The organism is Pseudorhodoplanes sp., from assembly GCF_035565855.1.
GTDB lineage: Bacteria > Pseudomonadota > Alphaproteobacteria > Rhizobiales > Xanthobacteraceae > Pseudorhodoplanes.
In genome coordinates this window covers 1-11,561 of the sequence record NZ_DATMRX010000048.1, presented here as the reverse complement: position 1 = coordinate 11,561, position 11,561 = coordinate 1, and the positions used below count along the sequence as shown (strand labels likewise).

The 11,561-nt window shown below is 63.8% G+C and carries 11 protein-coding genes; all 11 read right to left on the bottom strand.

What is annotated here, in order from left to right; all coding sequences use genetic code 11:
• The coding region (locus VN004_RS02845) for a hydantoinase/oxoprolinase N-terminal domain-containing protein (protein WP_325606809.1) at positions 1-131 on the bottom strand (131 nt) is incomplete at its 3' end.
• Positions 128-1,813: a hydantoinase B/oxoprolinase family protein gene (locus tag VN004_RS02840; protein WP_325606807.1), complete on the bottom strand. Its 1,686-nt coding sequence runs from the start codon at positions 1,811-1,813 to the stop codon at positions 128-130. The genes VN004_RS02845 and VN004_RS02840, both read right to left, overlap by 4 nt.
• Positions 1,806-2,663 carry an oxaloacetate decarboxylase gene (locus VN004_RS02835; protein ID WP_325606805.1) on the bottom strand — a complete coding sequence of 286 codons (858 nt, stop codon included), beginning with the start codon at positions 2,661-2,663 and terminating at the stop codon, positions 1,806-1,808. Before VN004_RS02835 ends, VN004_RS02840 begins: the two co-directional genes overlap by 8 nt.
• 1 nt (position 2,664) lies before the next feature.
• Positions 2,665-3,369: an ABC transporter ATP-binding protein gene (locus tag VN004_RS02830; protein ID WP_325606803.1), complete on the bottom strand. Its 705-nt coding sequence runs from the start codon at positions 3,367-3,369 to the stop codon at positions 2,665-2,667.
• A complete protein-coding gene (locus tag VN004_RS02825; protein ID WP_325606802.1) occupies positions 3,359-4,111 on the bottom strand; it encodes an ABC transporter ATP-binding protein in 753 nt (250 codons plus the stop codon). Before VN004_RS02825 ends, VN004_RS02830 begins: the two co-directional genes overlap by 11 nt.
• A complete protein-coding gene (locus tag VN004_RS02820; RefSeq protein WP_325606800.1) occupies positions 4,104-5,066 on the bottom strand; it encodes a branched-chain amino acid ABC transporter permease in 963 nt (320 codons plus the stop codon). The genes VN004_RS02825 and VN004_RS02820 overlap by 8 nt, the downstream gene beginning before the upstream one ends.
• Complete coding sequence (locus tag VN004_RS02815) at positions 5,063-5,935, bottom strand: branched-chain amino acid ABC transporter permease (protein WP_325606798.1); 873 nt, start codon at positions 5,933-5,935, stop codon at positions 5,063-5,065. The genes VN004_RS02820 and VN004_RS02815 overlap by 4 nt, the downstream gene beginning before the upstream one ends.
• A 39-nt stretch (positions 5,936-5,974) precedes the next feature.
• Positions 5,975-7,213, bottom strand: a complete 1,239-nt coding sequence (locus tag VN004_RS02810) for an ABC transporter substrate-binding protein (protein ID WP_325606796.1) — start codon at positions 7,211-7,213, stop codon at positions 5,975-5,977.
• 354 nt (positions 7,214-7,567) lie between these two features.
• Entirely contained in the window at positions 7,568-9,208 is a 1,641-nt protein-coding gene (locus VN004_RS02805; RefSeq protein WP_325606795.1) for an MFS transporter, read from the bottom strand.
• A gap of 56 nt (positions 9,209-9,264) precedes the next feature.
• On the bottom strand, positions 9,265-10,257 hold the full coding sequence (gene glsA / locus VN004_RS02800) for a glutaminase A (protein ID WP_325606793.1): 993 nt from the start codon (positions 10,255-10,257) through the stop codon (positions 9,265-9,267).
• Between the two features lie 296 nt (positions 10,258-10,553).
• The gene (locus VN004_RS02795; protein WP_414710220.1) at positions 10,554-11,552 is read right to left on the bottom strand and encodes an SIS domain-containing protein; all 999 of its coding nucleotides are present in this window, start codon (positions 11,550-11,552) and stop codon (positions 10,554-10,556) included.
• Positions 11,553-11,561 lie beyond the last annotated feature (9 nt).

Sequence of the window (11,561 nt, the reverse complement as noted above, 5' to 3'; positions counted from 1 at the left end):
AAGCCGGCGGCCTCGCGCCCGCGCGTGGACGGCACCTTGGCGATCCACGACTTGCCGCTTTCTTCGTCGAGAAAGAACAGGTCGGTGAACGTGCCGCCGACGTCCACGCCGATCACAAGACGCCGTGTCATGCTGCGTCCGTCTTGCCGTAGGCGCGACGCGCGGCCTCGCGCGTCACGTATCCATTCTCGATGTCGTGTGCGATCAAGGCCTCGGGGCGCTCCTTCGCCTTTCCGAAGCCGCCGCCGCCCGGTGTCTCCAGCCGCACGCGCTCATTCTTTGCGAGCTTGATGCCGACCCATTTCGAGGCCATCGGCGGAGTCTCGACCATGCCGTCCTTGCGGATCACGCTGAAGCGGTTGAGTGCAGCAGGCTCGCCGCCAAGGACACCCGGCGGCGCGAAGCGGCCGCGCTCGCCGAACAGGAACACGTCGGCCTGCTCCTCGAGCAGCTCGATCTCGTAGATCGCCCCGAGGCCGCCGCGATGGCGTCCCGCCCCGCCGCTGTCCGGGCGCAGCGCCCAGCGCGTGAACATGACGGGATAGGCCGCTTCGAGGATTTCGACCGGCGGGATGGTCGCGGTCGAGATCGGCGCATTGCCGTGATTAAGCCCGTCGCCCTCGGGATGGCCGCCGTGTCCGCCGCCGAAGAACGAGAACATCACCCAGCGCCGGCCGTCCTTGCGGTGACCAGCAAGCGAGAGCGCGTTGATCGTGCCATAGGCGCAACCATTGATGCGGTCCGGGCAGGCTTGCGACAGCGCGACAAACACGGTGTCGATCATCCGCAGGATGGTTTCGGTATAGCCGCCGACTGGCTTCGGCCGCGTTGCGGCAAGGATCGATCCTTCGGGAATGATGAAGCGGATCGGATCGAGCACGCCGGCATTGGCCGGGACGTCGCGGAACACGTGCTTCAGCGCGACATAGCAGGCGGCAATGGTGGTCGAGCGCGAGATGTTGACCGGGCCCGCGCATGCCGGCGAGCAGCGCGAGAAATCGAAGGTCATCGAGTCGCCTTCGATGCGCAGGTCGAGCGCGATCTTCAGCGGCTCGTCGCGGATGCCGTCATTGTCGAGATAGTCGTCGGCGGAATAGGTGCCATCCTTCAGCTCGGCGATATTGGCCCGCATCAGCTGCGCCGCGCGGTCCCGCAGCTCGGTCATGGCGGCTGCGACCGTATCGTCGCCGAATTCGTCGAGCAGCGCCGACAGGCGGCGGACGCCGAGGTCCAGCGCGTTGATCTGGCCGTTGAGATCGCCATACGCGCTGTTGGGCAGGCGCGAATTCGCGGACACGATGTCGATCACATCGGACCGCAATTCGCCCCTGGCGAATAGCTTCACCGGCGGGATCAGCATGCCTTCCTGGAAGCATTCGGTGGCAACGGGATTGTAATTTCCCGGCACGTTGCCGCCGACATCGTGCCAGTGGCCGACCGAGGCGAGCCAGCAGAACACGCGCCCGCTGCGGAAAAAGGGCCGCACCAGCTTGAAGTCGGAGAGATGCGTGCCGCCGTCGTAAGGGTCGTTGAAGATATAGACGTCGCCGTCGGCGAGGTCGCCCTGTTTTGCGGACTTTTCGATCACGGCTTTGACGGCAAACGCCATCGCGCCGACGAAGATCGGCAAGCCGGCCTTGCCCTGCACCAGCGTCTCGCCGGTCTGCGCGTGATACAGCCCGTGGCTGGCGTCGCGCGCCTCCGCGATGATCGGATTGAAGGCCGTGCGGAACAGCGTCGCGTCCATTTCGTCGGCGATCTGTTCGAGGCGGCCCTTGAGGACGGCCAGCGTGACCGGATCGAGACTACTCATAGCGTTTTCCGGTTTCGAGCATCGCCTCCGTGCCCACGATGTCGTTGATGCCTTTGAAGTCGAGCATGCGGTCGCGGAACGGGGCGGTGGTGCCGTGCGCCTTCAGGCTCGCGAAATAATCGGACAGGTGATGGGCGAGGGCGCGCACCGTGCCACCTGGGAAGATCGCAATGGAGAAGCCGAGCCTTTCGAGTTCGCCCGCATCCCGCAGCGGGGTCTTGCCGCCTTCGACCATGTTGGCGAGGAGCGGCGCGCGGCCGCGAAAGCGCTCGCCAATGGCGGCGAGCTGCTCGAGCGTCTGCGGCGCCTCGATGAACAGCACATCCGCGCCGGCCGAGAGATAGCTTTCTGCGCGGGCGATCGCGGCGTCGAAACCTTCGACTGCGATCGCATCGGTGCGCGCGATCAGCAGCACCTCGTCGCTCGGCCGCGCATCGAGGGCTGCCCTGATCTTCCCGCACATCTCGGCGGTGGAGATCAGCTCTTTTCCGGTAAGGTGGCCACAGCGTTTCGGTGTCACCTGGTCTTCGAGCTGCAGCGCCGAGGCGCCGGCCTGCGCCAGGAGCTTCACGCTCCGCTGCACATTCAGTGCGTTGCCGAAGCCGGTATCCATGTCCACGATCAGAGGGATCGAGACCCGTTCGCTGATCGCACTCACGATGTCGGTGAGTTCGCTGAAGGAAACGAGCCCGATATCGGGCCGGCCGAGCCGTGTATAGGCGATGGACGCGCCGGACACATAGGCTGCCTCGAAGCCGGCGCGCTCGATCAGGAGCGCGGAGAGCGCGTCGTAGCAGCCGGGCGCGACGACCAGGCCGGGTATTTTCAAGCGGGCGCGCAGGCTCGTCATATCAAAGACCGAGATAGGCTTTCTTCAATTGCGGATCGTCGCGCAACACGGCGGCCGGACCTTCCAGCACGATGTTGCCGTTTTCAAGCATATAGGCGCGCGAGGCGATCGCGAGCGATTGTACGACATTTTGCTCAACCAGGAGGATGCCAGGACCTTCGTCGCGGATGCGCTCGATCAGGCTGAACATTTCCTCGACGAGGAGCGGGGAGAGGCCGAGCGAGGGCTCATCGAGAATGAGGAGCTTGGGTTCGGCCATCAATCCGCGGCCGATCGCGAGCATTTGCTGTTCGCCGCCCGACAGGGTCCCGGCGGCCTGCGCCAGGCGCTCCTTGAGACGCGGGAAAATGCTGACGACACGATCGAAATTGCGAGCCCGGTTGGCGCGCGCCCGGCGGTAACTGCCGAGTTCGAGGTTTTCGCGCACGCTGAGGTTCGGGAACACGCGGCGGCCTTCGGGGACATGCACGAGGCCGGCTTCCACCATCAGCGATGCATCGCGGCCGGTGACGTCGGTGTCCTCGAAGCGAACCGACCCGGCCCAGGGCGGCATCAGCCCGCTCAACACGCGGTTGAGCGTCGTTTTGCCTGCCCCGTTCGAGCCGAGCACGGCGATCACTTCACCCGGCGCGACTTGCATCGAGACGCCGCGCAGCACCGGGACCGCGCCGTAACCCGCGTCGAGGTTTTGGACCTCAAGAAGCATGGCCGGCCTGCAACTGGGTTTTCACGCGCTCGGCGGCGCCGTGTCCGAGATAGGCTTCGATCACGTTCGGGTCGCTCGCAACTTCGGCCGTTGTGCCAGAGGCGATGATCCGTCCGTTGTTGAGCACATAGGCGCGGTCGGACAGGCTTACCACTGCCTGCATCACATGCTCGATCAGCATCACAGTGACGCCGCTGTCGCGGATGGCGCGAACTACGGGCACGATCTCCGAAATCTCGGTCGGGTTCAGGCCGGCCATCACCTCGTCGAGCAGGAGCAGCTTCGGCTCGGTGGCGAGTGCCCGCGCAAGCTCGAGGCGCTTGCGGCCTGCGACCGTGAGTGTCGATGCAGGCTGGTCGAGCCGCTTGTCGAGGCCGACCTGCGCCGCGACCTGCTCGGCCCTGGCGAGTGCCTCTGTTCGGCGCGGGTGGTGCAGGTGCGCGCCGACCGCGATGTTTTCGCGCACGGTGAGCGCACCGAACGGCTGCACGATCTGGAAGGTGCGCACCATGCCGCGCGCGCAGATGGCATGGGGCGGAAGGCCTGTGATGGTCTCGCCGAGAAAGCGGACGTGGCCAGTATCGGGCGGCACGAATCCGGTGATCGCCGCAAACAACGTGGTCTTGCCGGCGCCGTTCGGTCCGATCAGGGCGACGATCTCGCCCTGCGCCACATCGAGCGAGGTGCCGTCCACCGCCGCGATGCCGCCGAAGCGCTTGCCGAGATCGCGAACCTCAAGCATTGGCCGCTTCCCGCTTGGGGCGAGTCCGCCTCGCAAACAGGCCGGCGATGCCGTTCGGCAGGAAGCGCAGCGCGACAATCAGGATGATGCCGTAGAGCACAAGGTTGAGGCCCGGCGCGTTTCCGGTCGCCTGTTTCGCCGCTTCGCCGATGGCGTGCAGCACCACCGAGCCGAACAGGGGGCCGAATACCGATCCGAGGCCGCCAACGAGACAGACCAGCAGCGCCTCGATCGACATGGCCGGGCCGAAGGCGATGTGGCTGTCCACGAACAGGTAGTTCTGCACATAGAACACCCCGACAGTCGCCGCCATGCCGCCGGACAGCGCGATCGCCAGCACCTTGGTGCGGACGATGTTGATGCCGAGCGCCTGCGCCGCATCCTCGTTCTCGCGCACCGCCATCAGCTGCGCGCCGAAGCGCGAATTCTCGAGCCAGATCGCGATCAGGCTTCCGATCACGACCAGAACCCAGGCGAGCAGGTAGAAGACGCGCCGGTCGGCAAACTGGAAATTCTCCACGCTCCGCGACAGCGGGATGAGTATGCCGAAGCCGCTGCCCGTATATTGGAACGAGGCAACGAGGATGCGCGCAACTTCGGCGAAAGCGAGGGTCACGAGCGCGAAATAAGCGCCGCGCAGCCGATAACGGAAGACCAGAAGACCGATGATGCCACCCATGAGGGCGCCGATCGCGACCGCCATTGCACCTGCGACATAGGCATTGATGCCGTGCCGGACCTGCAAGACGGCGGTGCCATAGGCGCCGATCCCGAAGAACAGCGCGTGGCCGAACGAGAACTGGCCGCCATAGCCGCCGAGCACGTTCCACGATTGACCGAGGAACGCGAACATCAGGACGAGCAACCAGAACGACAGCCAGAACTCCGAGCGTACGGCGAAGGGTACGCAAAGGAGTGCGGCGAGCAGAATAACGCCGGCGACGCGGGCGCTCATGCGCGCGCTCCGAACAGACCGGTCGGGCGAAACAACAGAACAAGGATGAAGATCACGAAGATCCCGATCTGTCCGAGGCTTTCACCGAAATAGAGGCCGCACAAGGCTTCGACCACGCCGAGCAGCAATCCCGCGACCAGCGCGCCGGTAAAGCTGCCCATGCCGCCGAGCACCACCGTGGTGAACGCGACCAATACGAAAGCGTAGCCAACCTGCGGGGTCACATAGAAGGCGGGCAGGAGAAGGCAGGCCGCCGCCGCGACCACCGCGGTGCCGAGGCCGAAGGTCATCGCATAGATGTGCTCGACGCGAATGCCGACAAGCCGCGCGCCCTCGCGTTCGCGGGCCACGGCGCGGATCGCCTTGCCGAGATCGGTCCAGGCGATCAGCCACCACAGGATTGCGGCGAGCACGAGCGCACCGAAAAACGCGATCGCCTTGGGCAATGGGATCAGCGCCACGCCGAGGTCTACGACCTCGAAGGAATATTTGGTGTCGATGGTGCGCGTTGTGGAGGTCCAGAGCCACAGGGCCAGATTGTCGATGATGATGGCAAGTCCGAGCGTCACGAGCAGGATATTCTCGTCGCGGCCGTGGCTGGCCGGATGGATGACAAAGCGCTGCAGCACGTAGCCCAGTGCGAAGAAGGCCGGCATCAACACGAAGATCGCAACATAAGGATCAACGCCGCCGAGCGCATAGAGGAAGAACGCCGCGTACAGCGCCAGCATCAGCAGGCTGCCATGCGCGAAATTTATGATGTGAAGTACGCCGTAGATCAGCGTCAAACCGAGCGCGATGAGGGCATAGACCGCCCCCATCGTCACTCCATTTATAACGGCTGGCAGCAGCAGCCCGACATTGAGCATGTCAGCAGCCCTGCCGCCGTATCAGTGCAACGCGTCGTCTCACGGACGCGGATACACCGCTTTGGCCGACGCGAATTCCTGCGGATAGATCACCTCGACATTGCTCTTGAGGATCTGCGTATTCGCCGGTTGCGCGCCGATGTTCTGGCCTTTTTCGAACTTGGTCGGCCCATAAGGCATGATGTGATCGCTGTAGGTCGATGAGGCGAGCGCCTCGAGGACCTTGGCACGATCAGGCGCGCCTGCGCGCTCCAGCGCGTCGGCCAGAAGGCGCATGCAGGAGTAGTTGAGCATGACCTCGTAGGTCAGATCCCATCCCTTCTCCGCGACTTTCTTGGCGAAAGCCTGCGACAGCGGCTTGGTCGGATTGTACCAGTGATTGCAATCCATGATGTATTCGGCGGCTTCCGGATATTGCTTGGCGAAGCCGATATTCGACGCCGCGCCGCCAAGAAGGGCGTAGGTCGCGACCTTCGGCTTGACGCGCTGCTGCTGCAGCGTGCGCGACATCAGGATGAAGTCGTTCTTGTAGTTGGACGGGATGATCAGGTCCGGGTTCGCCTGCCGGATTTGCAGGGCGATGTTGGTGAAGTCGCGTTGCGGGGTGGGATGGCTCAGGGTCTGGATCACCTGGAAGCCAAGGCCCGGCAGCCGCTCGTTCAGAAGCTTCGCCATGCCCGAGCCGAAGGCGCCGTCCTCATGCACGATGACGACCGTCTTGGCCGGGCTGCCCGCGGCCTGATTGATCTTCTGCAGAGCGTCCAGCGCGAACGACGTGACCTTGCCGAAGCCCGGCGCGAAGCGGAAAGTGGTCGGCAGGCCGCGCGTGACGATGGCATCGACCACGCCGACGTCGACGAGATGCGGCAGATTGTGCTTGGCCGCGGCCTGGGTGGTGGCGAGCGCGATGCCGGAGGCATAGGGGCCCTGGACCGCCACCACGCCGGCCTCGGCCAGACGGTCGACCTCGGCCGCGCCAACCTCGGGCTTCGACTGCGCATCGGCGAGGATCGCCTCGATCTTGGCGCCGCCCAGGGACTTGATGCCACCCGCTGCGTTGATCTCCTCGATCGCGAGCAGGGCCCCGCGCCGGGACTGCTCGCCTTCATAGGCGAGGGGGCCGGTGACGGGGTGAAGGACGCCGATCTTGACCGGCTGAGCCTGCGCGCGCAGCACCCCGGGCATCGCAACGCTCATCGCCGCGACGCTGGCGCCCGCCAGCAGCCCCCGGCGTGACAGGCCGCTCTGGTTCGCACTCGACTTGACCGTTTTGCTCATGATCGGACGCTCCAATGGTGTGCGCGCACAAATATCCACTTCCTGCGCAACTTTGGGAGTCCAAAGCCGGCAGATCGTTGGGATGAATTATGAACTATCCTTGGGGTCCGAGGCTATGCCATCCGCGCGAATACGGGCAATCCATCGCGATTTCCGCGCTTCAGGCTTTTCTTGATGGTCAAAAAGGGCACCATTCGCGCGGCAAAGTCGCGGGCGGTCATGCGGCCCCGATGACCTGCACCCGGCTCGGAAACGGCAAAGCTGAGATTTAGCCGCGCTGTAACAACCCGGCTTTAAAATTTGAACGCGAGCCAGCCTGGCAGGTGGCCGGCAGCGGAATTTGGCGACGATCCTCTAGGTCTTCCGTCCAGTCCCTTGCGACGGGTCCGGAATCTCGCCCGGAATATAGTTCGGCAGGCGGCTGGCCGGGATGATCGCAAGCATTGCCAGCCCTGCGAGAATGAGCAGCGCAATCTTCAGCGCGCGCAGGCGTGATTCCGTGTTGACGCGCACGGCCTCTGCGACCTGCGCCGGAGACGCGGACGTGCCGGCGAGGACGGTCTGTAGCCGGTCGTTGCTGATGAAGTTGATGCTGTCGAGATCGACCTGTGCCTGAAGCTCTGGCGTCAGCTTCGGCGCTGCCGCGATGTTGCCAAGCATGATGGTGGTCAGCAGCCCGACCGCCAAGGCGCCAGCGACAGCAGTTCCGACAGCGGCGGCAAGATTTTGCGTGGTGCCGCGAAGCGAGCCGACGTCGCCTGCCAATTCCTTTGGTGAAGCGGTGACGAGTACGTTGAACAACAACGTGACTAACGCGCCTTGACCGATACCGAAGGTGACCAGTCCAAACAGAACTGGCACTGCGCTCCAGTCATTGCGCACGACGAAGGCGAGCCACAGCAGTCCCAGCGTACAAAGTATGAAGCCATAAATGCCGATCCGCTGCGGCGTGAGCGTCGAATAGAGTCTGACGACGAGCATGGCGGTGAAGAACACCGTCAGGTTGAATGGCATCATGGCAACCGCGGTGGCGATCGGCGACTGGCCCTGCACGATCTGAATATATAGAGGCACGGTGAAATTGAGCGCCGCTTCCAGCGCAACGACGACGAACAGGGCATAGACGGCTGCGCGTTCCTTTGGTGAATCGATTACGTCGAGCGCGAGCAGCGGCGTCTTTCCAGCCTCCTGGCGTCTGTGCGTCCACATGAGGAAGGCCTGGCCGAGCACGATTCCGACGACGATGAAAATCGGTGCAGGAGACAGGCCGAGAAGATTGAATGGTGCATGGGCGGTCGCAATGCCGAGCCCCCACCGGTTCAGGTTGTTGAAGCCGAAGCTGATGAGAATGATTGCCGCTGCCGCGAGGACAACACCGACCATATCGATCTTCACGTCCGGCCTGCCGTCGGTCGTCTTGAGACGGAAGCTGAGGAGGAAAACGATGGCCGAAACGGCTATCAAAATGCCGAAGGCCGGGCGCCATCCGATGAACGTCCCGAGGACCCCGCCGATGACGAAGGCGAGAACACCGGCCAAAGCGCGCGCGGAACCGAGCGCGCCAACCGCCGTCGCCTGCTGGCGTCCGCTGTAATTTTCGGCGATGAGGGCCACCAGCGCAGGCACGATCACGGATGCGGCGGCTCCAATAGCGGCCTGGGCGGTGATCATCAGTGTGGCCGTCGGGCTGAACGTCATCAACGCCTGACCGGCGCAGAACACAATGACGGCAACCCGGAAGACGCGTGCAGCACCAAATCGCTGGACCAGTTTTGCGCCCAGCATGACGAAACCGGCGACCAGCATTGAATAGGCCACGATGCCGGTTGCGACGGTGGTCGGCGGAACGTTGAAGCTTTTCACCATGCCGCTCAACGCGACCGGCAGTGAAGCCACGTTGAAGGACATGATCATCTGTCCGAGCGCGATGGCGATCATCGGCACCCACGATTCTTGCGTTTCCGCGTGATTGGCAGGCGCCGCTATGGTCGTCATTAATCCCTCCTCGGGACTTTGAGCTTCATGGCGTCAAACGCACTTCGCAACGACGATCAGATTTCCGGCTTAGAGACGAAGAGATCCATGCCAAGCCGCTGGGACAGGTATTTCGCGACGAGTTGCCCCTTGACGCTGTTTCCAGCTGCGTCCAGCGGCGGCGCAAAGGTGCCCAGTCCGCCCTTGCCGGGCGAGACGGTGACGATACCGCCGCCAATGCCGCTCTTGCCGGGCAGCCCGATGTCGTAAAGCCAGTCACCGGATGTCTCGTAAAGTCCGGCGGTCGTCATCACGGCAAGCGCGTAATGGCACACCGCCGGATCGACGACACGCTCTTTCGTGATCGGATTGACCCCGCCATCGGCGAGCGTCGCACCCATGACGGCAAGATCCTTGGCGCTGACATTGAGCGAGCACTGCCGCGTATAGAGGTCCACCGCCTCCATCGGTTCGCAATACATGCGGTTCACGCTGAGGAGAAACTGCGCGATGCTGCGATTGCGGAAATTGGTCTCCTGCGCGGATTTGAGGACCTCCTCGTTCATCGGAAGCTTGCGCCCGGCAAAGGCCGACAAACCGTCGTGGATAAACGTCCATTTGTCGGCCACAGTCTTGCCCGGCACGAGACTCGTGGTGGCGATCGCGCCGGCATTGACCATCGGGTTGGTCCGCCCGTCCGGCATCCGCTCGATGCCGGCGACCGAGTTGAAGGCATAGCCGGTCGCATTCGCGCCGAGCTTCGCGCGGGCTTCGTCGTGACCGATCAGCTGACAAATCAGTGCGAAGATGAACGGCTTCGACACGCTCATGATCGAGAATTCATGATCGGTCTCGCCGACGGCGAAAACATTGCCGTTCGTACCGACGACACAGATGCCGAAGAGATCGCGCGGCACGCGCGCCAGTGCCGGATAGACCTGTGAGTTTTCGCCTTCGTCGTTTGACTTGAAACGATCGTAGGCATCGCGGACGAGGCGCTGCACATCCTCAGGAGATGGAAGATGGCCCGTGGAGACGTAGCCGGCGTCGTCGTCGAGACGAGCGTCCATCACTTATCCTTCCACACGACTATCGTCAGGTACGATGCAATTCGTGACGGGCTAGCTGATACTCATCCGGTCACCGCGTCAATGCACTGGATGTGGTGCATTGCAAAAAGCCATGCCGACATTGCTCAGCTCCCCCATCGTGCCGCGTTTAGCCTGGGGATCGCCGCGACATCGCCAATGTAGAAGTGAGCCCTATGCGTTCCTCCGCCGTACGACCGAAGTGGCTCGCTGATGCGCCGGGTTGAATATGCGGCGACGCTGCGGATAAGCAGAGACCGGGGAAACTCAGCTTTCCTTCACAGCGTATATGTGACCTTGCTCAGATGAGGCGGAGCGTCGGGGTCAAAGCCCCGCAGGCATGCTGCAAATTCAATGGCGCGGTAAGCCGGAAGCAGCATCAGGACCGGATCGACGACGGGATGAGCGTCGCCGATCCAGGGCAGCGTGCCGGCATCGCCCCCGGCGGTGAATATCAGATCGCTTCCAGGCCTGAGATCATCTGCCAACGCATCCACAGTGGCAGCGGCAGCATCCGCTTGGCGAATCAACAGGACAGGGGTCGCGGCGTTGACAGATGCGCGAGGCCCGTGCCGCAGCTCGGCCGCGCTGTAACCGAGAGCCGGAACGAGGAGCGACTCCGCCAGCTTGAGCGCGATTTCCCGCGCTGGTCCGAGTCCGTAGCCGCGCCCCACAACGAACGCGGCTGGCGCGCCCGCGACGCTCTTCGACCATGCAGACCAGTCGCATGCGAGTGCGGCGGTCATCCGCGAAGGCAAGGACTCCAGCGCGCGTTTGAATTCCGGATCGCCGGACATTTCCGTGACCAGCCGGGCTCCGGCGATCATCGACAGCACGACTGTTTTCGTCGCGGCCACGGATCGTTCGGCGCCGGCGCCGATCGGCAGCACCAGTTCGGAGGCCGCAGCAGTGGGCGAACCCTCGTCGTTGACGATTGCGAGCGTCAGAGCGCCGGCCTGCCGCGCCATTTGTGTCGCCGCCACCAAATCCGGACTTTGCCCGGATTGCGAGATCACGATCCACAATGCACCGCGCAGATCCGGCGGGCTGTGATAGGCCGTGACAATCGACGGCGCGGCGGCCGACCCAAGGATCCCGAGCCGCGCTTCGAACAGGTAGCGCAGATAGACGCCGACATGGCTTGAGCTGCCGCGGCCGCAGAATACGACGACCCGCGGTTTGGTTTGCCCGATCCGTTGGACGATCGTTGAAAACAGCCGGTCCTGCGCGAGCAGCCGCTCGGTTGCCGCGGGGATTTCCGCGGTCTCGCGCGCCATCGCGCTGGG

Excerpts from the sequence above, each read along its gene's own strand:
- VN004_RS02810 (WP_325606796.1), bottom strand. The coding sequence starts at position 7,213 with ATGAGCAAAACGGTCAAGTCGAGTGCGAACCAGAGCGGCCTGTCACGC.
- VN004_RS02820 (WP_325606800.1), bottom strand. The coding sequence starts at position 5,066 with ATGAGCGCCCGCGTCGCCGGCGTTATTCTGCTCGCCGCACTCCTTTGC.
- VN004_RS02815 (WP_325606798.1), bottom strand. The coding sequence starts at position 5,935 with ATGCTCAATGTCGGGCTGCTGCTGCCAGCCGTTATAAATGGAGTGACG.
- VN004_RS02840 (WP_325606807.1), bottom strand. The coding sequence starts at position 1,813 with ATGAGTAGTCTCGATCCGGTCACGCTGGCCGTCCTCAAGGGCCGCCTC.
- VN004_RS02805 (WP_325606795.1), bottom strand. The coding sequence starts at position 9,208 with ATGACGACCATAGCGGCGCCTGCCAATCACGCGGAAACGCAAGAATCG.
- VN004_RS02835 (WP_325606805.1), bottom strand. The coding sequence starts at position 2,663 with ATGACGAGCCTGCGCGCCCGCTTGAAAATACCCGGCCTGGTCGTCGCG.
- VN004_RS02795 (WP_414710220.1), bottom strand. The coding sequence starts at position 11,552 with ATGGCGCGCGAGACCGCGGAAATCCCCGCGGCAACCGAGCGGCTGCTC.
- VN004_RS02830 (WP_325606803.1), bottom strand. The coding sequence starts at position 3,369 with ATGCTTCTTGAGGTCCAAAACCTCGACGCGGGTTACGGCGCGGTCCCG.
- VN004_RS02825 (WP_325606802.1), bottom strand. The coding sequence starts at position 4,111 with ATGCTTGAGGTTCGCGATCTCGGCAAGCGCTTCGGCGGCATCGCGGCG.
- glsA (WP_325606793.1), bottom strand. The coding sequence starts at position 10,257 with ATGGACGCTCGTCTCGACGACGACGCCGGCTACGTCTCCACGGGCCAT.